The following is a 20418-nucleotide window of genomic DNA, read 5'->3' on the forward strand; positions in this document are numbered from 1 at the left end:
GCGCCCTTGTCGTTTCTGGCCGAAGCATCTGCCAAGACTTACTTGACCACCTTCAGACTCGGCCGCCCGCTGGGACGCGACGGCTCGCCGCCGGACGGACCATCGTCATCCGGGCCCTGCTCGTCATCGTCCTCGTCGACCGGCGGCTCCAGCTCGAAGACCATGCCCTGGCCATTCTCCCGCGCATAGATCGCCAGCATGGCGCCGGCCGGGATGAACAGCGAATGAGCCACCCCGCCGAAGCGCCCCTCGAAGCTGACCGCCTCGTTGTCCATGTGCAGGTTGCGCACAGCGCTGGGCGATACGTTGAGCACGATCTGCCCGTCGCTGGCGAAGCCCGGCGGCACGCGCACCCCCGGAAACTCCGCACTCACCAGCAGATGCGGCGTGCAATCGTTGTCGAGGATCCACTCGTAGAGGGCTCGCACCAGGTAGGGACGACTGGAATTCATGACGGACGACCTCCTGAGTTAGCGCATGTCGCGTTCGACATCGGACAGACTGGCCTTGAACGCCTCACGGGCGAACTGCCGTTCCATGTAGTCGAGCAGCGGCTTGGCCGGCTTCGGCAACTCGATCCCCAGCAGCGGCAAGCGCCAGAGAATCGGCAATAAGCAGCAATCTACCAGACTCAGTTCTTCACTGAGAAAAAACGGCTTATCGGCAAACAGCGGGGATACGCCGGTCAGGCTCTCGCGCAATTCCTTGCGCGCCTGCACCCGGGCCGGTTCCTTGCTGCGCGAATCGAGGATCAGGTCGACCTGCTTGCACCAGTCACGCTGGATGCGATGGATCAGCAGGCGGCTGTTGGCCCGCGCCACCGGATAGACCGGCAGTAGCGGCGGATGGGGGTAACGCTCGTCCAGATACTCCATCACCACGGTCGACTCGTACAGCGCCAGGTCGCGGTCAACCAGGGTCGGCACGCTGCCGTACGGGTTGACTTCGGCCAGCTGCGGCGGGCAACGGCCCGGAGCGACGTCGATGATCTCGGCGCTCACGCCCTTCTCGGCCAGCACCAGGCGCACGCGATGGGAGTAGTGATCGGCGGGGTCGGAATAGCAGGCCAACTTATTCGGTGCGGCCATGATGCCCCTCCTTAAAAAACCAGATTGCAGAAACAGAAAAACGCACGCGCCCATTGTGGGCGCGTGCGTCTAGAGCGGTAACGCGATGGATCAGTGCACGTCCTTCCAGTATTCGCGCTTGAGCAGGTAGGCGAACACGAAGAAGAAGGCCAGGTACAGCAGCACATAGACACCGATGCGCTGGCTTTCCAGCTTGACCGGGTTGGCCGAGTAGGCCAGGAAGCTCACCAGATTGTGGATCTTCTGGTCGAACTCCGCTTCGGTCAGCGTGCCGGTCTTCGGCACGACGGTCAGCTGATCACAGGCTTCGTGGGTGATCGGCGCGCCAGTCAGCGGGTCGTACTGCTTCTTGCCGTGCTCGACCACCTGAACCTGCTTGCAACCGATGACCTGGCGACCCTGCAGGCCAACCAGCACGTTGGGCATGCCGACATTCGGGAACACCTTGTTGTTCACCCCGTAAGGACGAGTCGGGTCCTCATAGAAGGTGCGCAGGTAGGTGTACAGCCAGTCAGTGCCACGCACGCGAGCGACCAGGGTCAGGTCGGGCGGCGCCGCACCGAACCAGACCTTGGCATCATTCGGCTGCATGCCGATCTTCATGTGGTCGCCGATCTTGGCGCCAGTGAAGACCAGATTGTCCATCATCAGCTCTTCCGAGATACCCAGGTCCTTGGCCACACGCTCGTAGCGCTGGAACTTGGCACTGTGGCAACCCATGCAGTAGTTGGCGAAGGTACGCGCGCCGTCCTGCAGAGCAGCCTTGTCAGCCAGGTCGATATCGACATGGTCATTCGGATACTCGAGTGCCGCCTGAGCCAGAGCAAAGGCCGGCAGTACAGCGAAAATCAGTGCGATAAATTGCTTTTTCATCAGCCAGTCACCCTTTCCGGAACCGGTTTAGTCTTCTCCATCCGGGTGTAGAACGGCATCAGGATGAAGTAGGCGAAGTACAGTGCGGTGCAGATCTGCGACAGCAGGGTACGACCCGGAGTCGGGGCCAGCACGCCGAGCACGCCAAGGATCACGAAGGATACGCAGAACACCAGCAGCCAGATCTTGCTCAGCCAGCCCTTGTAGCGCATCGACTTGACCGGGCTACGGTCCAGCCACGGCAGGACGAACAGCACGGCGATGGCGGCGCCCATGGCGATAACGCCGAGCAGCTTGTCCGGAACGGCGCGCAGGATCGCGTAGAACGGTGTGAAGTACCACACCGGAGCGATGTGAGCCGGGGTCTTGAACGGGTTGGCCTGCTCGAAGTTCGGCTTCTCGAGGAAGTAACCACCCATCTCCGGGAAGAAGAACACGATGGCGCAGAAGACGAACAGGAACACCACCACGCCGACGATGTCTTTCACGGTGTAGTAGGGATGGAAGGCGATACCGTCGAGCGGAATGCCGTTCTCGTCCTTCTTCTTCTTGATGTCGACGCCGTCCGGGTTGTTCGAACCGACTTCGTGCAGCGCCAGGATGTGCAGCACGACCAGGCCGAGCAGGACGATCGGCAGGGCGATCACGTGCAGGGCGAAGAAGCGGTTCAGGGTGATGCCGGAAATCAGGTAGTCACCACGGATCCACTGGGTCAGGTCATCGCCGATCACCGGGATGGCACCGAACAGCGAGATGATCACCTGGGCGCCCCAGTAGGACATCTGGCCCCACGGCAGCAGGTAGCCCATGAAGGCTTCTGCCATCAGGCACAGGTAGATCAGCATGCCGAAGATCCATACCAGTTCGCGCGGCTTCTGGTAGGAACCGTAGAGCAGGCCACGGAACATGTGCAGGTAGACCACCACGAAGAACGCCGAGGCGCCAGTGGAGTGCAGGTAGCGGATGATCCAGCCGAACTCCACATCACGCATGATGTATTCGACGGAAGCGAAGGCCTCTTCGGCGGACGGGGTGAAGCTCATGGTCAGCCAGATACCGGTAACGATCTGGTTGACCAGCACCAGCAGTGCCAGGGAGCCAAAGAAATAAAAGAAGTTGAAGTTCTTCGGAGCGTAATACTTGGACAGATGGTCTTCCCACATCTTGGTCGCGGGGAAGCGCGCATCGACCCATGCCATGAACTTGTTCATCATGCCTTCTCCTGGTCCACGCCGATGACGATCACATCATCCGACTCGTACGAATACGGCGGCACCGGCAGGTTCAAGGGTGCAGGCTGGGCCTTGTAGACACGCCCAGCGAGGTCGTAGCGGGAGCCGTGGCAGGGGCAGAAGTAGCCACCCACCCACTCGGCACCGAGGTCGGCCGGCGCGACTTCCGGACGGAAGGACGGCGAGCAGCCCAGGTGCGTGCACAGACCGACCAGTACCAGCAGCTCGGGCTTGATCGAGCGGGTCTTCTTGTCGACATAGGTCGGCTGCACCGAGGCAGCGGATTCCGGGTCGGCAACACTGCCCTCGAGCTTGGCCAGGTTACCGAGAATCTCCTCGGTACGGCGCACGATGAACACCGGCTGGCCGCGCCATTCAGCAATCATCTGCTGGCCGGCCTCGACCTTGCTGATATTCACTTTCACCGGTGCACCAGCGGCCTTCGCCTTGGCACTGGGGAACCATGACCCCACGAACGGAGTCGCAGCACCCACCGCTCCTGCAGCGCCCACCACAGAGGTGGCCGCTACCAGGAAGCGACGCCGGCCTGCATTCACGCCGTCATTGCTCATTCAGTCGTCTCCCATCAGCTTTGTGGCCTGTTGTTCAGGCCTCTACTAGGTAAAAAGCTAGCCGCACAAAATTTGCCGAATGGTAAAGAAAAGCCCCTTTTCTGACAAGGTAATTACCGGATACAAATTGCCCGGAAGCCTTGCCAGCCGCGGCATTCACCAATGCGGCACGTTGTCGCAGGGTATATAGGCGCCCATAAAAAACGCCCAGTTCCGAAAGGAAACTGGGCGCTTTTGAACGCAGCAGCGATTAACGCTTGGAGTACTGCGGACGCTTACGCGCTTTACGCAGACCCACTTTCTTACGTTCCACTTCACGAGCATCGCGAGTGACGTAGCCAGCCTTGCGCAGAGCCGGACGCAGACCTTCGTCGTAGTCCATCAGAGCACGGGTGATACCGTGACGGATCGCACCGGCCTGACCGCTGACACCACCACCGAGAACGGTGACGTAGATGTCGAACTTCTCGGTGGTCTCGGTCAGCTCCAGCGGCTGACGCACGACCATGCGAGCGGTTTCGCGACCGAAGAAGGTATCCAGGGTGCGGTTGTTGATGGAGATCTTGCCAGTACCCGGACGCAGGAAGACGCGTGCGGTAGCGGTCTTGCGACGGCCAGTGCCGTAATTTTGAGTCGCCGACATAATGAACTATTCCGTTAAATCTTCAGTTCTTGGGGCTGCTGAGCGGTGTGCGGGTGAACAGCACCCTTGTACACCTTCAGCTTGCGGTACATGTCGCGACCCAGCGGGTTTTTCGGCAGCATGCCCTTGACCGCGGTCTCGATCACGCGCTCGGGGGCCTTGGCGATCAGCTTCTCGAAGTTGATCTCCTTGATGCCACCCGGGAAGCCGGAGTGCGAGTAGTACATTTTGTCGGTGGTCTTGGCACCGGTCACACGCACCTGCTCGGCATTGATCACGACGATGTAGTCGCCGGTATCAACGTGCGGGGTGTATTCCGGCTTGTGCTTGCCACGCAGACGGCTTGCAATTTCAGTGGCCAGACGACCCAGGGTCTGGCCAGCAGCGTCGACGACGTACCAGTCGCGCTTAACAGTTTCCGGTTTTGCAGTAAAAGTCTTCATTCGCTATAGCCTCAGGGGCCGCCCTGAAAATAAGACGGCGGATCTTACTGAATAGTGCTTGCTTTGACAAGTCAAAGACGGCCGGAAAACAGACGCTATCGGGGGCTCGGGTCAGCGCGTCCGCTACGGCGGGGGTTTCGGCGGGCTAGGCATCCCCACCTTCTTTCTCGAACAGGCTAGGCATCCCCGCCGAGAAAGCCGCGAAATTATGCCGATTACTGCAAAAATAGCAACCTGCTTTATGCTTGCCGTTTCCGCCACAGCCAAGGAGCAGCGCATGGAATACCGTCAACTGGGCCGCAGCGACCTCAAGGTCAGCGCCCTGTGCCTGGGCAGCATGACCTGGGGCGAGCAGAACGACGAGAGCGAGGGCTTCACCCAGATCGACCGTGCCCGCGCTGCCGGGATCAATTTCCTCGACACCGCCGAGATGTACCCGGTGCCGCCCCGCGCCACGACCTATGGCGCCACCGAGCGGATCATCGGCAACTACTTCAAGGCCCGCGGCAACCGCAACGAGTGGATTCTCGCCAGCAAGGTGGCCGGCCCCGGCAATGGCATCGGCCATATCCGCGACGGCCAGCTCAAGCACAACCGCGCACACATAGTCGCCGCGCTCGACGCCAGCCTGCAGCGCCTGCAGACCGACTGGATCGACCTGTACCAGCTGCACTGGCCGGAACGCAGCACCAATTTCTTCGGCCAACTCGGCTACCACCACCAGGAACAGGACTTCACCCCGCTGCAGGAAACCCTGGAAGTGCTCGGCGAGCAGGTCAAGGCCGGCAAGATCCGCCATATCGGCCTGTCCAACGAAACCCCCTGGGGCACCATGAAGTACCTGCAACTGGCCGACAGCCTGGGCCTGCCGCGTGCGGTCTCGGTGCAGAACCCCTACAACCTGCTCAACCGCAGCTTCGAGGTGGGCCTGGCCGAGGTGGCGATGCGCGAGCAATGCGGCCTGCTGGCCTACTCGCCACTGGCGTTCGGCATGCTCTCCGGCAAGTACGAGAACGGTGCGCGCCCGGCCAATGCACGGATCACCCTGTTCAGCCGCTTCAGCCGCTATACCAATCCGCAGGCGATGGCCGCCTGCAGCCGCTACGTCAAGCTGGCCGAGGAACACGGCCTGGATCCGGCACAGATGGCCCTGGCCTTCGTCACCCGCCAACCCTTCGTCACCAGCAACATCATCGGCGCCACCAGCCTGGAGCAGCTGGAAAGCAACCTGGGCAGCATGAGCCTGGAACTGAGCGAGGAACTGCTGGAGACCATCGAGGCGATCCACCGCGATCAGCCCAACCCGGCCCCCTGAAACGAAAGAGCCCGGCATGCGCCGGGCTCTTCGCAAGCAGTCGCGCTTACAGGGCGCGGCTGATGATTTCCTTCATGATCTCGTTGGTGCCGGCATAGATGCGCTGCACCCGCGAGTCGGCCCAGGCGCGGGCGATCGGGTACTCCAGCATGTAGCCGTAGCCGCCGTGCAGCTGCACGCACTCGTCGATTACCTTGCACTGCAGGTCGGTGCTCCAGTACTTGAGCATCGCCGCGGTCGGCACATCCAGCTTGCCCTGCAAATGCAGCTCCAGGCAGCGATCGACGAACACCCGACCGATCTGGATCTCGGTGGCCATCTCGGCCAGCTTGAAGCGGGTGTTCTGGAAGTCCGCCACCGCCTTGCCAAACGCCTTGCGCTCGCGGGTGTAATCCTTGGTCCACTCGAGCGCGGCCTCGGCCGAACTGATCGCCAGCAGGCCCACGGTCAGGCGCTCCTGCGGCAGTTCCTGCATCAGGTAGACGAAGCCCATGCCCTCCTTGCCCAGCAGGCTCTCCTTGGGCACGCGTACGTCCTGAAAGAACAGCTCGGAGGTGTCCTGGGCCTTCATGCCGACCTTTTCCAGGCGCTTGCCCTTGGCGAAACCCGGGGTATTGGCCTCGACCAGGAACAGGCTGATGCCCTTGGCGCCGGCCTTGGCATCGGTCTTGGCCACCACTATCACCAGATCGGCGAGGAAGCCGTTGGTGATAAAGGTCTTCGAGCCGTTGATCACGTACTCGTCGCCGTCCAGCACGGCGGTGGTCTTCACCCCCTGCAGGTCGGAGCCGGTGCCCGGCTCGGTCATGGCGATGGCCGTGACCAGCTCACCGCTGACCAGCTTGGGCAGGTACTTGTGCTTCTGCTCCTCGGAGCCGTAATGCAGGATGTACGGCGCGACGATGTCCGAATGCAGGGAGAAGCCCACGCCGGACAGCCCCAGGCGCGACTGCTCCTCGATCACCACGGCGCTGTAGAGGAAGTCGGCGCTCATGCCGCCATATTCTTCAGGGATGTGCGAGCAGAGCATGCCGGCCTCGCCGGCCTTGTTCCACAGGGCGCGGTCGATATGGCCGTCCTTCTCCCACTGGGCGTGGAACGGCACGGCCTCCTGCTCGAAGAATTTGCGCACGGACTCGCGAAACTGCTCGTGCTCGTGACTGAACAGGGTTCTTGGAATCATTGTTACACCTGCATCTGAGTGGTCATTGAGTGAGCATCACTCTAGGCCAGGCCAGAAGGTCTAGACACTGGACACATACGACAAAAAATAAGACGATCCAGCCACTGAATGACCGTTTCACCACCAACAAGAATAATTGCCATGCCTGCGACAACCGCCCAGACCCGCATCTGCATCCTCGCCACCGAGGGCGTATTCGCCGCCACCCTGATGCAGGCGCGCGACTTCTTCCACATGGCCGGCCTGCGCTACAGCAAGCAGCAAGGCCTGGACCAGGCCACCAACTTCCAGATCCGCGTGGTCAGCCCGGACGGCCAGGACGTGACCAGCTTCAGCCAGGCCAACATCCAGGTGGATGGCGCCCTGGAAGCGGCCGACGTGATCATCCTGCCGGCCTTCTGGGGCGACTTCGACGCACTGCGCCAGCGCTACCCGCAGATCATTGCCTGGCTGCGCGAGCAACATGCCGCCGGCGCCGCGCTGTGCGGCGAAGCCACCGGAGTGTTCTGGATGGCCGAGGCCGGCCTGCTCGACGGCAAGGAGGCGACCACCTACTGGCGCTTCTTCCGCGAGTTCGCCGAGCGTTTCCCCAGGGTACTGCTGAATCAGGACAAGCACCTGTCGGATGCCGACAACCTGTACTGCGCCGGCGGCGTCACCTCGGCCTGCGACATGTACATCTACCTGATCGAACGCTACTGCGGCGCCTCCATCGCCCAGGGCGTGGCCCGCGACATCCTCTACGAGACCCAGCGCAGCTACAGCCCCGGACGCATCGGCTTCGGCGGGCAGAAACTGCACCAGGACGTGGCCATCCTGCAGGTGCAGCAGTGGCTGGAGGAACACTTCGCCGAGAAATTCCGCATCGAGGACGTGGCCCGCGAGCACGGCATGAGCATCCGCAACTTCATGCGTAGATTTCAAAGTGCAACTGGCGACAAGCCGCTGCACTACCTGCAGCGCCTGCGCATCGAGACGGCCAAGAGCCTGCTCAGCTCCACGCGCAAGAGCATCAAGACCATCAGCTACGAAGTCGGCTACGACGATGCCAGCTTCTTCGCCCGCCTGTTCCGCCAGCATGCCGAGCTGTCGCCCAATCAGTACCGTCGCCAATTCCTGCACAAGGACGGCGCCTGAAACGCAAAAGGGGTTGCCGACTGGCAACCCCTTTCTTGTTCGGCACGGGCCGGCTTAGGGCTTGTGCGCCCGCGACAGGAACTCGTGCGACTGCATTTCCAGCAAACGACTGAGGGTGCGCTGGAACTCGAAGCTCAGGCGCCCGCCGGTGTACAGGTCCTTCAGCTCCACCTCGGCAGAGATGATCAGCTTGACGTTGCGGTCGTAGAACTCGTCCACCAGGTTGATGAAGCGCCGCGCCATATCGTCCTTGGCCACGCCCATCTGCTCGACGTTGGCCAGGATCACCGCGTGGTAGATCTTGCCCAGCTCGATGTAGTCGTTCTGGCTGCGCGGGCCGTCGCACAGCTCGCGGAACTCGAACCAGGCCACGTCGTCGCCTTCCTTGCGCGCCATGATCGCGCGATTCTCGATCATCAGCGCCTTGTTCTCTTCCACCACGCAGTGCTCGGGCAGCAGGCTGCGGAAACTCTTGTCCAGGCTGATTTCGGCCTCGGCATCCAGCGGCCAGTGGAACAGCTCGGCCTGCTCCAAGGCGCGCAGGCGATAGTCGACGCCGCTGTCGACGTTGACCACCTCGGTGTGCTGCTTGACCAGGGCGATCGCCGGCAGGAAGCGCGCGCGCTGCAGGCCGTCCTTGTACAGGCCGTCCGGAACGATGTTGGAAGTCGCCACCAGGGTCACGCCGTTCTTGAACAGTTCCTCCAGCAGGGTAGCGAGGATCATCGCGTCGGTGATGTCGGAAACGAAGAACTCGTCGAAGCAGATCACCCGCGCCTCGTCGGCGAAGCGCTTGCCGATGATGGTCAGCGGGTTCTTCTCGCCCTTGAGGGTCTTCATTTCCTCGTGCACGCGCTTCATGAAGCGGTGGAAGTGGGTGCGCATCTTCTGCGGGAACGGCAGTGCATCGAAGAAGGTATCGACCAGGTAGGTCTTGCCGCGGCCGACCCCACCCCAGAAGTACAGGCCCTTGACCGGCCCCTGGCGCTTCTTGCCGAACAGGCCGCCGAGCAGGCCCGGCTTGCTCTTGGAGTCGGCCACCAGGTCGTCATACAGGCGCTGCAGATGACGCACGGCAGTTTCCTGGGCGGCGTCGTGGAAGAAGTCCGGCCGTTGCAGGTCGGCCTGGTAGCGCGCAAGAGGAGTCATGATGGGAAATTCGGTAACAAAAACGGGGCGGTCACTTTAACGACGCACCCCGTGCTTGGCAATCGTAGGTTGGGTTGAGCGCAGCAAAGCCCAACGAGCGGCCGCGGCAACCCATGTTGGGCTTCGTCGCTACGCGCCTCAACCCAACCGATGCAGGTGCTTACTCCTGCGGCGCCAGCGCCTCACGCAGACGGGCAATACCCGCGTCACGGGCAGCTGCATCGGCGAAGGCCGGGCTCTCGCCGACCAGCTCGCCATCCAGCCACAGGCCGAAACCTGCGCCCTGCTCGCGCACATCCAGCGCCTCGCCGGACTGCAGACGCTTGCTGGCCTGGCCCGCCGCCTTGCCATCGGCAAAGGACCTGGACAACAGCAGCTGCTCGCCGGCGGCATCCAGCAGGCGGAAGCGGAAGCTGCCGTCCTCGTCGCGGAAGCTGACGAAGCGCGCGCTCTTGGCCACCTTCTTCTTGCCAGTCTCGCCGCCCTGCGCCTGGCTGCGGAAGGAGCGCAGGCCCACCGCCTCGCGCAGCTCGCCGAGGAACGGGGTGGCGGTCTTGCGCGCCTTGGCCGCGCCAGCGAGGAGGATGTCCTCCAGATCCGCCGGACGCTCGATCAGCGCGTGGTAGCGCTCGCGGGCCTCGCCCAGCTCGTTGTCGAGCAGCTGGAACAGGCGCTGCTTGGCCTCGCCCCAGGCCAGCCCGGCGAGCAGATCGCTGCGGAATTCGGCCTGCTGGGCGCCGCTGGCAAAGGCCTGGAACAGGGTGAACAGGTGCGAGCTGTCCGGGTCCTTGGCCTCGCCCGGCAGCCGGGAGTCGGTGACGATGCGGGCGATGGCGTCCTTGAGCTGCTTGGCACTGCCGAACAGCGGAATGGTGTTGTCGTAACTCTTGCTCATCTTGCGCCCGTCGAGGCCGGGCAGGGTCGCCACTTCCTCCTCGATCACCGCCTCGGGCAGGGTGAACAGCTCGCGGCCCTGGCCGAACAGGTGGTTGAAGCGCTGGCCGATGTCACGGGCCATCTCCACGTGCTGGATCTGGTCGCGACCGACCGGCACCTTGTGCGCGTTGAACATCAGGATGTCCGCGGCCATCAGCACCGGGTAGCTGAACAGGCCCATGGTGATGCCGGCATCCGGGTCCTCGCCCTGCTCGATGTTCTTGTCCACCGAGGCCTTGTAGGCGTGAGCGCGGTTGAGCAGACCCTTGCCGGCGACGCAGGTGAGCAACCAGCACAGCTCGGGGATCTCGGGGATATCGGACTGGCGGTAGAAGGTTGCCTTGTTCACGTCCAGGCCGCAGGCCAGCCAGGTGGCGGCGATCTCCAGGCGCGAGCGCTGGATGCGCGCCGGGTCATCGCACTTGATCAGCGCGTGGTAGTCGGCGAGGAAGTAGAACGAGTCCGCATCGGCGGCGCGGCTGGCGACGATGGCCGGGCGGATGGCGCCCGCGTAGTTGCCCAGGTGTGGAGTGCCGGTGGTGGTGATGCCTGTCAGAATTCGGGTGGTCATGTTCGCTATCGCTTCGCTTAGAGACGCGGCTGGACGAGCGCTTTCAGCTCGGGCAGCTTGCCGTGAAAAAAGTGGCCGCATTCTGCCACTTTCAGCAGCTCATGAGGACGTTGCAGCGCCGCCGACCAGGCGAATACCAGGGCGGGGTCGATCACTTCGTCCTGCTCGGGCTGGATCACCACCAGCTCGCCGGCGACCGGCAGCTGCTCCGGCGCCTGCAGGCGCTGCACCGCAGGGGCGATCATGAACAGACGCTGCGCAGCGGCGCCTTGCGCCTCCAGGCGGCCGCCCAGAGCCGCGGCGACAAAGCCGCCGAAGGAGAAGCCGAACAGGCTCAGCGGCAGCTGGGGATGCGCGGTGCGCAGCCAGCGGGCGGCCGCTTCGGCATCGTCCACTTCACCGCTGCCCATGTCATGGCTGCCGGCACTGGCGCCGACGCCGCGGTAGTTGAAGCGCAGGGTGCTGTAGCCCATGTCGCGCACCGCGCGCTGCAGGGTGGAGACCACCTTGTTGAGCATGGTGCCGCCCTGCACCGGATTGGGGTGGCAGAGCAGCGCCACGCCCTTGGCGTCCGGCACTTCGAGGTAGAGGGCTTCCAGCGGGCCGCAGGGGCCATCGAGGGAGAGAGGGGTTTCGCGGATCAACTGCGGCAACTCCGTGACCCCGGGTCGGGTCGACACGTCTTGGTTAGGCACAACGCACAACACGGCTCGCAAGCGGTATACAGCGCGGTTTGGAGCCGCTACCGTAAAGCAAAGCCGTATAGAGAGGAAGGACTCGTGGAACAGACGATATCGCCCTGGTTGCTCACCGCCATTGCCCTGCTGGGTGGCGCCGCCATCGGCTTTGCCCTGGCGCGCCTGCTGCCCAATGCCGCGCCCAGCCGCACCCAGCGCCAGCTGGATGAAATGCAGCAGCGTTTCGACTCCTACCAGAGCGAGGTGGTAACCCACTTCAACACCACCGCCAGCCTGGTGAAGAAGCTCACCCAGAGCTACCAGGAAGTGCAGGAACACCTGGCCGAGGGCGCCAACCGCCTGGCCCTCGACGAACTGACCCGCCAACGCCTGCTGGCCGCCCTGCAGGCCGAAGACGGCGGCGAGAAACGCGAACGCCTGACCCCGCCGAAAAGCAACGAAGCGCCCAAGGACTACGCGCCGAAAGCACCGGATGCTCCGGGCACGCTGGACGAGGCCTTCGGTCTCAAGCGCTGACCTGCACCTGACCGCCGAGAAGAAGCCCCGCCGATGCGGGGCTTTTTAATTGAACGAGGCGCAGCTTCGCGGCTAAAGCCGCTCCCACACGAGCCGTGCGCCCAGGCAGCACAGAGGTAAGTAGCCCCACCAGCCACACACAAAAAAGCCCCGCACTAGGCGGGGCTCTTCATTTGCGGCCTGATCAGATCGCGCCGCGGCTGCGCAGCAGGTCGAGCACCTGCTTGACGCCCTCTTCCACCGACAGGCTCTGGGTGTCGATCACCAGATCGGCATCCAGCGGCACGTCGTAGGGGAAGGATTCGCCGGGGATATTGTCGCCCCCCGCCGCGTACAACCCCTGCGGATCACGCTCGCGGCACACGGCCGGCGAAGCCTGGACGTAGACGGTGAGCAGGCGTTCGCTGCCAATCGTCGCCTTGGCCTGCTCGCGGCCTTCGGCATCCGGGGCGACGAAGGCGGCCAGGGTCAGCAGGCCGGCCTCGTTGAACTGCTTGGCCACGTGGGCGGCACGCCGCCAGTTCTCGGTGCGCCCGGCGCGGTCCTGCGGCAGGCCCTTGTTCAGGTCGTGGCGCAGGTTCTGGCCGTCCAGCACGTACACGGCACGGCCCAGGTCGAACAGCTTGCGCTCCACGGCATAGGCCAGGGTGCTCTTGCCGGCGCCGGACAGGCCCGAGAACAGCACGGTGGCCGGCTGCTGGCCGAAGCGGGTGGCACGCTCCTCGGTCGATACATGGGCCAGCTTGCCGTGGTGCTCATGGCTGCCAGCGGTGGGCTTGGCGATGATCATGCCGGCACCGACGGTGCCGTTGGTCAGCCGGTCGATGACGATGAAGGCGCCGGTGGTGCGGTTCTGCGCGTAGCCGTCGAGGGCGATCGGCGCATCCAGGGCAACCTTGACCTTGCCGATCTCATTGAGCTGCAGGCTGCTCGCCGGGCCTTCTTCCAGGGTGTTCACATCGACGCGGTGGGCGATGCTGGCGATCGAGCCCGGCACGTAGCTGGTGGCACGCTTGATGTCGTATTTCTTGCCCGGCAGCATCGGCTCCTCGGCCATCCACACCAGCATGGCGTCGAAGCTGTCGCTGATCTGCGGGCGGTTGTCGGCATGCACCAGCATGTCGCCACGGGACACGTCGATCTCGTCTTCCAGGGTCAGGGTGATCGCCTGGCCCGGGCCGGCCTGCTCCAGCTCGCCCTCGTAGGTGACGATGGACTTGACCTTGCTGCCCTTGCCCGACGGCAGGGCGACCACTTCGTCGCCCTTGCGCACGATGCCGCTGGCCAGGGTGCCGGCGAAGCCACGGAAGTTCAGGTTGGGGCGGTTGACGTACTGCACCGGGAAGCGCAGGTCGTCGAAGTTGCGATCGCCGGCGACTTCCACGGTTTCGAGGATTTCCATCAGCGACTGGCCGGTGTACCAGGGCGATTGCTCGCTCTTGTTCACCACGTTGTCGCCCTTGAGCGCCGACATCGGCACGAAGTGCAGCGAGCTCGGCTTCAGGCTGATCTTGTCGGCGAAGGCCAGGTAATCGGCCTTGATCTGCTCGAACACGCCCTGATCGAAGCCCTTGAGGTCCATCTTGTTGATGGCCACGACTATGTGCTTGATGCCGAGCAGGCTGGCGATGAAGCTGTGGCGCTTGGTCTGGGTCTGCACCCCGTAGCGCGCGTCGATCAGGATGATCGCCAGGTCGCAGGTGGAGGCGCCGGTGGCCATGTTGCGGGTGTACTGCTCATGGCCGGGGGTGTCGGCGATGATGAACTTGCGCTTGGCGGTGCTGAAGTAGCGGTACGCCACGTCGATGGTGATGCCCTGCTCGCGCTCGGCCTGCAGGCCGTCGACCAGCAGGGCCAGGTCCACTTCATCGCCGGTGGTGCCGACCTTCTTGGAATCCTTGGTGATGGCTTCCAGATGGTCTTCGTAGATCATCTTGGTGTCGTGCAGCAGGCGCCCGATCAGGGTGCTCTTGCCGTCGTCGACGTTGCCGCAGGTGAGGAAACGCAGCAATTCTTTGCGTTCGTGCTGGGCCAGGTACGCAACGATGTCCTGGCTGATCAGATCGGATTGATGGCTCATGGTGCGCAGTCCTTAGAAATAGCCCTGACGTTTTTTCTCTTCCATCGACCCGGCGCCGTCGTGATCGATCACGCGGCCCTGGCGTTCGGAAGTACGGGTCAGGAGCATTTCCTGGATGATGTCGGTCAGCGTGGTCGCCGTGGACTCCACCGCGCCGGTCAGCGGGTAGCAGCCGAGGGTGCGGAAACGCACCATCTTCTTCTGGATGCGGGCCTTCTCTTCGTCCGACAGGTGCTCGAGGATGCGCTCGTCGTCGATCATGATCAGCGTGCCGTTCTTCTCGATCACTTCGCGCTCGGCGGCGAAGTACAGCGGCACGATCGGGATCTGTTCCAGGTAGATGTACTGCCAAATGTCCAGCTCGGTCCAGTTGGACAGCGGGAAAACGCGGATCGACTCGCCCTTCTTGACCTTGCCGTTGTACACGTTCCACAGCTCGGGACGCTGGTTCTTCGGATCCCAGCGGTGCTTGCTGTCGCGGAAGGAGTACACGCGCTCCTTGGCCCGCGACTTCTCTTCGTCGCGGCGCGCGCCACCGAAGGCAGCGTCGAAGCCGTACTTGTCCAGCGCCTGCTTGAGGCCCTCGGTCTTCATGATGTCGGTGTGCTTGGCGCTACCGTGGGTGAAGGGGTTGATGCCCTGCGCCACGCCGTCCGGGTTGACGTGGGTGATCAGGTCCAGGCCCATCTCGGCGACCATCTTGTCGCGGAAGCTGTACATCTCCTGGAATTTCCAGCGAGTGTCCACGTGCATCACCGGGAACGGCAGCTTGCCCGGGAAGAAGGCCTTGCGCGCCAGGTGCAGCATCACGGCGGAATCTTTGCCGATGGAATACAGCATCACCGGGTTGTCGAATTCGGCGGCCACTTCACGAATGATGTGGATGCTTTCCGCCTCGAGCTGTTTGAGGTGCGTCAGTTTGTCGAGCATGGCTACTCTCGAAATGCAGGATAACGGCCGGCGGGCCGTGGACGAGGGCGCACTCTAGCACAGCGCCATCTTCTATTCAGGGCACTGGTTAGATCGAAAAGATCTAGCTTTATACCCGTCGATTCGGCGGCAGAACCGCCTAGATCGGGTTGGGACAATCGATGAACAGATGCTCCACGGCGAAGCGCCGCGCCAGGTACTCGCCCAGCGCCTGCACACCGTAGCGCTCGGTGGCGTGGTGGCCGGCGGCGATGAAACTGATGCCGTTCTCGCGGGCGCTGTGGAAGGTCTGCTCGGAGGCCTCGCCGGTGAGGAACAGGTCGACGCCGGCGGCGATGGCGTCATCGATATAGCCCTGGCCACCACCGGTGCACCAGCCGATCCGTCGGATCATCCCCGCACCTTCCACCAACAGCGGCTCGCGGCCCAGCACCTCCTGCACCCGCCGGGCGAAGTCGCGGGCGCTCACCGGCTCGGCCAGCGAACCGAGCAGGCCGACCACCTTGGGATTGTCGGCATCGAGCGGGCCCTCGACGGTGATGTCGAGCTGGCGCGCCAGCTGCACGTTGTTGCCGACTTCCGGGTGCAGGTCCAGCGGCAGGTGGTAGGCCAGCAGGCTGATGTCGTGGCTCAGCAGGGTCTGCAGGCGGCGGCGCTTGATGCCGGTGATGCAGGCATCCTCGCCCTTCCAGAAGTAGCCGTGATGCACCAGCACCACGTCGGCCTCGGCCTCCACCGCGGCGTCCAGCAGCGCCTGGCTGGCGGTGACGCCGCTGACGATGCGCCGCACCTGCGGGCGCCCCTCGACCTGCAGGCCGTTGGGGCAGTAATCGCCGATCCGTGCGGCATTCAGGAAGCGGTCGGCTTCCTCGACCAGGGTACGCAGCGCGATGGCCATGGGGATTCCTCACAAGCTGTTGCGGGCACTGCCTTCTGCGACGGTGCGCCTCTATAATGCCGCCACCTTAAGGGCCGCTCCGTGCCCTCGCAACCCTCAGGACTCTCTCCCGATGCTCAAGGCCCTGCGTTTCTATGGCTGGCCCCTGCTGGCCGGCCTGCTGCTGGCGATGCTGATCATCCAGCGTTACCCGCAGTGGGTCGGCCTGCCCAGCCAGGACGTCAACCTGCAGCAGGCGCCGCGCTACGGCATGGTCCAGGAAGGCCCGGTGTCCTACGCCGAGGCGGTCGGCCTGGCGGCGCCGGCGGTGGTCAACCTGTACACCACCAAGGTGGTCAGCCGCTCGGCGGCACCGATGTTCGACGATCCGGTATTCCGCCGCTTCTTCGGCGACAACCTGCCCAAGCAGCGGCGCATGGAGTCGAGCCTGGGTTCGGCGGTGATCATGAGCGCGGAAGGCTACCTGCTGACCAACAACCACGTCGTAGCCGGCGCCGACCAGATAGTGGTGGCGCTGAAAGACGGCCGCGAGACCCTGGCCCGGGTGATCGGCAGTGATCCGGAAACCGACCTGGCGGTGCTCAAGATCGACCTCAAGGACCTGCCGGCGATCACCCTCGGCCGCTCCGACCAGATCAACATCGGCGACGTCACCCTGGCCATCGGCAACCCCTTCGGCGTCGGCCAGACCGTGACCATGGGCATCATCAGCGCCACCGGGCGCAACCAGCTGGGGCTCAACACCTACGAGGACTTCATCCAGACCGACGCGGCGATCAACCCCGGCAACTCCGGCGGCGCGCTGGTCGACGCCCACGGCAACCTGATCGGCATCAACACGGCGATTTTCTCCAAGTCCGGCGGCTCCCAGGGCATCGGCTTCGCCATCCCGGTCAAGCTGGCCACCGAAGTGATGAAGGCCATAGTCGAGCACGGCCAGGTAATCCGCGGCTGGCTGGGCATCGAGGTGCAACCGCTGACCCCGGAGCTGGCCGAATCCTTCGGCCTGCAGAGCCGCGCCGGCATCCTGGTCGCCGGCATCTACCGCGACGGCCCGGCGCAGAAGGCCGGCCTGCAGCCGGGCGACCTGATCCTCAGCATCGCCGGCGAAGCCGCCATCGACGGCCGCCGCTCGATGAACCAGGTGGCGCGCACCAAACCCGGCGAGAACATCGCCATCGAGGTGCTGCGCGGCGGCGAAACCCTCGCACTGAGCGCCGAGGTGGGCATGCGCCCGCCGCAGAGCACCCAGTAACAACCAAGCCCGGCACCCGCCGGGCTTTTTCCTGAAGCACTAGCCGCGTCAACCTTGCGCGCCTGCGTGGGGTGGGCCGTGCGCACCGGAGCCCCACGCCTAACGGCGCAGCTTGGCGCAGTGATCCTGCGCCGGCATGGCCGCGGTGTACCAGACATAGTCGGCGCTGCCCGGCTCGACCGCGGCGCCCGCCTCGGCCAGGATCAGCACGGCATTGCCCTGCGCCGCGCCCAGGTCGGCCAGGTGCAGCGGCACGCCGAGGTCCCTGCGCACGTGGAAGGCGCCGGCCAGTAGCAGGGCCGGCTGCGGCGCAGCCAGCAGGCGTTCGGCCATGCGCCGGTCGCGCTGCTGCTGCACGGCGAGCATGGCCGGCAACTGGCTGTCCGGCAGCAGGCCGCAGTGCGACTCGCGGATATCGGCCAGCAGCGCCGCCTGCACCGCCGGCGCGCTGGAAGCCGCCCCGCTCAGCGCCGGGCGCTGGCGATAGATCTGCATGAGCTCGCCGCGATCGAGGTTGGCCGCCAGCAGCGGATAGGGCTGGCGCAGCGCATGACCGACCAGCGGCCCGTACAGCGACCAGGCCCAGCCCGCCTGCCAGGCCAGCGCGGCAAAGGGGTCGCCAAGACGCTCGCCGGCGCGGGCGAGCCCCTGGGCCTGCTCGACCCTGGCCTGCTGATCCGGGTTGATCATCTCCAGCAGCACACTGCCCTGGGCCCGCCGCGCCGCCAGCTCGCGCAGCAGCCAGAGTTGCAGGGCATGGTGATCGGGGTTGTCGTGCTGCTCGCCGACCAGCACCCGCGGCGCCTTGGCCAGGCGTTCGACCAGTTGCTCCGCTGTCAGCCACTCGCCGCTGGCCGAGTCGAGGATCCGGCCCAGCCGGGGATGATCACGCCCCTCGGGGGCAATGGGGGCCGGCGGCGGCAGCACGCCGCGAAACTGGCAGGCCGCCAGCAGGACAAGCGCACAGAGCAACAGCAGACGCATGGACGTTTCCTTGGCTATCCGCATCAGCAACCCACGCATCAGCGCGCCACGATCAGTGGATGACCGCGCTCGGGATGGCGCTGGATCAGCACCCGCAAGCCAAATACCGCTTCCAGCCCCGCCGCGTCGAGCACCGTTTCCGGCGTCCCCAGGGCGTGGGGCCGACCGTGCTGCAGCAGGAGGATGCGGTCGCAATAGCGCGCCGCCAGGTTGAGGTCATGCAGGATCACCAGCACCGCCGCGCCGCGCCCGGCAAACTCGCGCACGGCCTGCAGGGTGGTGTGCTGGTGCAGCGGGTCGAGCATCGAGGTCGGCTCGTCGAGCAGCAGGGTCTGCCCCGCCGCACCCGGCCACAGCTGCGCCAGCACCCGCGCCAGGTGCACGCGCTGGCGCTCGCCGCCGGACAGCGCCAGGTAGCTGCGCCCGGCCAGGTGCGCGGCATCGGCGGCGCGCAGGGCTTCGCCGACGATCTCGTCGTCGCGCTGCCGCCCGCTGGCGTGGGGCAGACGGCCCAGACCGACCACCTGCTCCACCGTGAAAGAGAAGCTCAGCGTCGAACTCTGCGGCAGCACGGCCAGGCGCCGCGCCCGCTCCGGCCCGGGCCACTCGGCCAGGGGCCGGCCGGCCAGGCTGACCTCGCCACGGGCCGCCTTCAGCTCGCCGCACAGGGCGCCGAGCAGGCTGCTCTTGCCCGCGCCGTTGGGCCCGAGCACGCCAAGCACTTCGCCGGGGTGCAGCTGCAGGTCGACATCCGCCAGCACGGTGCAGGAGCCGCGCTGCACCGCCAGGTTCCTGGCTCGCAACATCAGGTACGCCCCCGCAGCAATAGATAGAGAAAGAACGGCGCGCCGAGCAGCGCGGTGACGATGCCGATCGGCAGCTCCGCCGGCGCCAGCAGCAGGCGCGCGACCAGGTCGGCGAGCAGCAGCAGGCTGGCGCCGGCCAGCAGGGAGGCCGGCAGCAGCACGCGATGATCGGGGCCGACCAGCAGGCGCATCAGGTGCGGCACCACCAGGCCGATGAAGCCGATCAGCCCGGCCGCCGCTACCGCCGCGCCGACGCCCAGGGCCGTGCACAGCACCAGCTCCAGCTTGATCCGCTCGACATCGAAGCCCAGGTGGCGCGCCTCCGACTCGCCCAGCAGCAGCGCATTCAGCGCCGCTGCCCGCCGCGGCAGCCAGGCGGCCACGCCGAGGGTCACCAGCAGCAGCGGCCACAGCCGTGCGTAGCTGGCACCGTTGAGGCTGCCGAGGTTCCAGAAGGTCAGGCTGCGCAGGCTGGCGTCGTCGGCCAGGTAGGTGAACAGGCCCACGCCGGCGCCGGCCATGGCGGTCAGCGCCACCCCGGCCAGGAGCATGGTGGCGACGTGGGTCTGCCCGTCGCGGCGGCCGAAGCGGTAGACCAGCGCAGTCACCGCCAGGCCGCCGGCGAAGGCGCAGAGCGACAGCAGATAAGGCTCCAGCGCCGGCGGCAGGCCGCCCAGGTAGCTGCCGCCGACTATGGCGATGGCCGCGCCCAGCGCCGCACCGCCGGACACCCCGACCAGGCCGGGGTCAGCCAGCGGGTTGCGGAACAGGCCCTGCATGGCCACCCCGGACAGCGCCAGCACGGCGCCCACGGCCAGGCCGAGCAGGCTGCGCGGCAGGCGGATCTGGCCGAGGATCAGTTCGGCCTGCTGCAACCCCTCGCCCTCCAGCGGCAGGCCGAGCAGGCGCAGGGCGGCCTGCAGGGTATCGGCCAGCGGCAGGCTGATCGGGCCCAGGGCCAGGGACAGCCACAGCGCCAGCAGCAGCAACAGGCCCAGGGCAATCAGCAGCGGGCGTGGTCGAACGATGGCGGTCATGGGCGGCTTTCGGCAGTCGGGGTGCGCGCAAGGATAAAAGGCTGCCGCCGCCACCGCCAGCGCATCCGCCAG

At 65.1% G+C, this 20418-nt stretch carries 21 protein-coding genes; 4 read left to right on the forward strand and 17 right to left on the reverse strand.

Annotation, left to right across the window (positions count from 1 at the left end):
- Nucleotides 1–38: 38 nt before the first annotated feature.
- From GV001_RS18150 to rplM, 7 genes are all read right to left on the reverse strand, one after another.
- Nucleotides 39–452 carry a ClpXP protease specificity-enhancing factor gene (locus tag GV001_RS18150; RefSeq protein ID WP_160082407.1) on the reverse strand — a complete coding sequence of 138 codons (414 nt, stop codon included), beginning with the start codon at nucleotides 450–452 and terminating at the stop codon, nucleotides 39–41.
- 18 nt (nucleotides 453–470) lie between these two features.
- On the reverse strand, nucleotides 471–1088 hold the full coding sequence (locus tag GV001_RS18155; RefSeq protein ID WP_160082409.1) for a glutathione S-transferase N-terminal domain-containing protein: 618 nt from the start codon (nucleotides 1086–1088) through the stop codon (nucleotides 471–473).
- 90 nt (nucleotides 1089–1178) lie between these two features.
- Entirely contained in the window at nucleotides 1179–1961 is a 783-nt protein-coding gene (locus tag GV001_RS18160; RefSeq protein WP_160082411.1) for a cytochrome c1, read from the reverse strand.
- Nucleotides 1961–3172, reverse strand: a complete 1212-nt coding sequence (locus GV001_RS18165; protein WP_160083456.1) for a cytochrome bc complex cytochrome b subunit — start codon at nucleotides 3170–3172, stop codon at nucleotides 1961–1963. The genes GV001_RS18160 and GV001_RS18165 overlap by 1 nt, the downstream gene beginning before the upstream one ends.
- On the reverse strand, nucleotides 3172–3765 hold the full coding sequence (gene petA, locus GV001_RS18170) for a ubiquinol-cytochrome c reductase iron-sulfur subunit (protein WP_160082412.1): 594 nt from the start codon (nucleotides 3763–3765) through the stop codon (nucleotides 3172–3174). The genes GV001_RS18165 and petA overlap by 1 nt, the downstream gene beginning before the upstream one ends.
- A gap of 250 nt (nucleotides 3766–4015) precedes the next feature.
- Nucleotides 4016–4408, reverse strand: a complete 393-nt coding sequence (rpsI, locus tag GV001_RS18175; RefSeq protein WP_160082413.1) for a 30S ribosomal protein S9 — start codon at nucleotides 4406–4408, stop codon at nucleotides 4016–4018.
- Nucleotides 4409–4422: 14 nt separating this feature from the next.
- The gene (gene rplM, locus GV001_RS18180) at nucleotides 4423–4851 is read right to left on the reverse strand and encodes a 50S ribosomal protein L13 (RefSeq protein ID WP_016490991.1); all 429 of its coding nucleotides are present in this window, start codon (nucleotides 4849–4851) and stop codon (nucleotides 4423–4425) included.
- Nucleotides 4852–5128: 277 nt separating this feature from the next.
- Here rplM and GV001_RS18185 point away from each other — a divergent pair, with 277 nt between their 5' ends.
- Nucleotides 5129–6166 carry an NADP(H)-dependent aldo-keto reductase gene (locus tag GV001_RS18185; protein WP_160082415.1) on the forward strand — a complete coding sequence of 346 codons (1038 nt, stop codon included), beginning with the start codon at nucleotides 5129–5131 and terminating at the stop codon, nucleotides 6164–6166.
- A gap of 46 nt (nucleotides 6167–6212) precedes the next feature.
- On the opposite strand, the gene GV001_RS18190 is transcribed toward GV001_RS18185, so the two are convergent.
- Entirely contained in the window at nucleotides 6213–7349 is a 1137-nt protein-coding gene (locus GV001_RS18190) for an acyl-CoA dehydrogenase family protein (protein ID WP_160082417.1), read from the reverse strand.
- A 234-nt stretch (nucleotides 7350–7583) separates the two neighbouring features.
- Between GV001_RS18190 and GV001_RS18195 the strand changes: the two genes are divergently transcribed.
- Nucleotides 7584–8486: a GlxA family transcriptional regulator gene (locus tag GV001_RS18195; RefSeq protein WP_178091871.1), complete on the forward strand. Its 903-nt coding sequence runs from the start codon at nucleotides 7584–7586 to the stop codon at nucleotides 8484–8486.
- A 54-nt stretch (nucleotides 8487–8540) separates the two neighbouring features.
- Here GV001_RS18195 and zapE read toward each other — a convergent pair whose 3' ends face one another.
- From zapE to GV001_RS18210, 3 genes are all read right to left on the reverse strand, one after another.
- On the reverse strand, nucleotides 8541–9635 hold the full coding sequence (gene zapE, locus GV001_RS18200; protein WP_160082421.1) for a cell division protein ZapE: 1095 nt from the start codon (nucleotides 9633–9635) through the stop codon (nucleotides 8541–8543).
- A gap of 160 nt (nucleotides 9636–9795) precedes the next feature.
- Nucleotides 9796–11142 carry a tryptophan--tRNA ligase gene (locus tag GV001_RS18205; protein WP_160082423.1) on the reverse strand — a complete coding sequence of 449 codons (1347 nt, stop codon included), beginning with the start codon at nucleotides 11140–11142 and terminating at the stop codon, nucleotides 9796–9798.
- Nucleotides 11143–11159: 17 nt separating this feature from the next.
- Nucleotides 11160–11783: an alpha/beta hydrolase gene (locus GV001_RS18210; protein ID WP_160083458.1), complete on the reverse strand. Its 624-nt coding sequence runs from the start codon at nucleotides 11781–11783 to the stop codon at nucleotides 11160–11162.
- Nucleotides 11784–11921: 138 nt separating this feature from the next.
- On the opposite strand from GV001_RS18210, the gene GV001_RS18215 reads away from it, so the two are divergent.
- Nucleotides 11922–12356, forward strand: coding sequence for a YhcB family protein (locus GV001_RS18215; protein ID WP_160082425.1), 435 nt, complete (start codon nucleotides 11922–11924; stop codon nucleotides 12354–12356).
- A 184-nt stretch (nucleotides 12357–12540) separates the two neighbouring features.
- On the opposite strand, the gene cysN is transcribed toward GV001_RS18215, so the two are convergent.
- The 3 genes from cysN to GV001_RS18230 all read right to left on the reverse strand — a co-directional run bounded on the left by cysN (nucleotide 12541) and on the right by GV001_RS18230 (nucleotide 16264).
- Nucleotides 12541–14436, reverse strand: coding sequence for a sulfate adenylyltransferase subunit CysN (gene cysN, locus GV001_RS18220; RefSeq protein ID WP_160082427.1), 1896 nt, complete (start codon nucleotides 14434–14436; stop codon nucleotides 12541–12543).
- Nucleotides 14437–14448: 12 nt separating this feature from the next.
- Nucleotides 14449–15366 (reverse strand): sulfate adenylyltransferase subunit CysD, encoded by a 918-nt coding sequence (cysD, locus tag GV001_RS18225; RefSeq protein ID WP_160082429.1) that lies wholly within the window; start codon nucleotides 15364–15366, stop codon nucleotides 14449–14451.
- 139 nt (nucleotides 15367–15505) lie between these two features.
- Entirely contained in the window at nucleotides 15506–16264 is a 759-nt protein-coding gene (locus GV001_RS18230; RefSeq protein ID WP_160082439.1) for a Nif3-like dinuclear metal center hexameric protein, read from the reverse strand.
- 112 nt (nucleotides 16265–16376) lie between these two features.
- Between GV001_RS18230 and algW the strand changes: the two genes are divergently transcribed.
- Nucleotides 16377–17519: a Do family serine endopeptidase AlgW gene (gene algW, locus GV001_RS18235; protein ID WP_160082441.1), complete on the forward strand. Its 1143-nt coding sequence runs from the start codon at nucleotides 16377–16379 to the stop codon at nucleotides 17517–17519.
- Between the two features lie 99 nt (nucleotides 17520–17618).
- Here algW and GV001_RS18240 read toward each other — a convergent pair whose 3' ends face one another.
- The 3 genes from GV001_RS18240 to GV001_RS18250 are packed head-to-tail and all read right to left on the reverse strand — an operon-like array spanning nucleotide 17619 to nucleotide 20292.
- Nucleotides 17619–18503: a ChaN family lipoprotein gene (locus tag GV001_RS18240; RefSeq protein WP_160082443.1), complete on the reverse strand. Its 885-nt coding sequence runs from the start codon at nucleotides 18501–18503 to the stop codon at nucleotides 17619–17621.
- 38 nt (nucleotides 18504–18541) lie between these two features.
- On the reverse strand, nucleotides 18542–19309 hold the full coding sequence (locus GV001_RS18245; RefSeq protein WP_160082445.1) for a heme ABC transporter ATP-binding protein: 768 nt from the start codon (nucleotides 19307–19309) through the stop codon (nucleotides 18542–18544).
- A complete protein-coding gene (locus GV001_RS18250; protein WP_178091872.1) occupies nucleotides 19309–20292 on the reverse strand; it encodes an iron ABC transporter permease in 984 nt (327 codons plus the stop codon). Before GV001_RS18250 ends, GV001_RS18245 begins: the two co-directional genes overlap by 1 nt.
- Nucleotides 20293–20418: the final 126 nt, after the last annotated feature.

The organism is Pseudomonas sp. 8AS, assembly GCF_902506505.1.
Lineage (GTDB): Bacteria > Pseudomonadota > Gammaproteobacteria > Pseudomonadales > Pseudomonadaceae > Aquipseudomonas.

What these genes read in the sequence shown, in the direction of transcription:
- GV001_RS18150 (WP_160082407.1), bottom strand. Translation starts at nt 452, where the DNA reads ATGAATTCCAGTCGTCCCTACCTGGTGCGAGCCCTCTACGAGTGGATC.
- GV001_RS18155 (WP_160082409.1), bottom strand. Translation starts at nt 1,088, where the DNA reads ATGGCCGCACCGAATAAGTTGGCCTGCTATTCCGACCCCGCCGATCAC.
- GV001_RS18160 (WP_160082411.1), bottom strand. Translation starts at nt 1,961, where the DNA reads ATGAAAAAGCAATTTATCGCACTGATTTTCGCTGTACTGCCGGCCTTT.
- GV001_RS18165 (WP_160083456.1), bottom strand. Translation starts at nt 3,172, where the DNA reads ATGAACAAGTTCATGGCATGGGTCGATGCGCGCTTCCCCGCGACCAAG.
- petA (WP_160082412.1), bottom strand. Translation starts at nt 3,765, where the DNA reads ATGAGCAATGACGGCGTGAATGCAGGCCGGCGTCGCTTCCTGGTAGCG.
- rpsI (WP_160082413.1), bottom strand. Translation starts at nt 4,408, where the DNA reads ATGTCGGCGACTCAAAATTACGGCACTGGCCGTCGCAAGACCGCTACC.
- rplM (WP_016490991.1), bottom strand. Translation starts at nt 4,851, where the DNA reads ATGAAGACTTTTACTGCAAAACCGGAAACTGTTAAGCGCGACTGGTAC.
- GV001_RS18185 (WP_160082415.1), top strand. Translation starts at nt 5,129, where the DNA reads ATGGAATACCGTCAACTGGGCCGCAGCGACCTCAAGGTCAGCGCCCTG.
- GV001_RS18190 (WP_160082417.1), bottom strand. Translation starts at nt 7,349, where the DNA reads ATGATTCCAAGAACCCTGTTCAGTCACGAGCACGAGCAGTTTCGCGAG.
- GV001_RS18195 (WP_178091871.1), top strand. Translation starts at nt 7,584, where the DNA reads ATGGCCGGCCTGCGCTACAGCAAGCAGCAAGGCCTGGACCAGGCCACC.
- zapE (WP_160082421.1), bottom strand. Translation starts at nt 9,635, where the DNA reads ATGACTCCTCTTGCGCGCTACCAGGCCGACCTGCAACGGCCGGACTTC.
- GV001_RS18205 (WP_160082423.1), bottom strand. Translation starts at nt 11,142, where the DNA reads ATGACCACCCGAATTCTGACAGGCATCACCACCACCGGCACTCCACAC.
- cysN (WP_160082427.1), bottom strand. Translation starts at nt 14,436, where the DNA reads ATGAGCCATCAATCCGATCTGATCAGCCAGGACATCGTTGCGTACCTG.
- cysD (WP_160082429.1), bottom strand. Translation starts at nt 15,366, where the DNA reads ATGCTCGACAAACTGACGCACCTCAAACAGCTCGAGGCGGAAAGCATC.
- GV001_RS18230 (WP_160082439.1), bottom strand. Translation starts at nt 16,264, where the DNA reads ATGGCCATCGCGCTGCGTACCCTGGTCGAGGAAGCCGACCGCTTCCTG.
- algW (WP_160082441.1), top strand. Translation starts at nt 16,377, where the DNA reads ATGCTCAAGGCCCTGCGTTTCTATGGCTGGCCCCTGCTGGCCGGCCTG.
- GV001_RS18240 (WP_160082443.1), bottom strand. Translation starts at nt 18,503, where the DNA reads ATGCGTCTGCTGTTGCTCTGTGCGCTTGTCCTGCTGGCGGCCTGCCAG.
- GV001_RS18245 (WP_160082445.1), bottom strand. Translation starts at nt 19,309, where the DNA reads ATGTTGCGAGCCAGGAACCTGGCGGTGCAGCGCGGCTCCTGCACCGTG.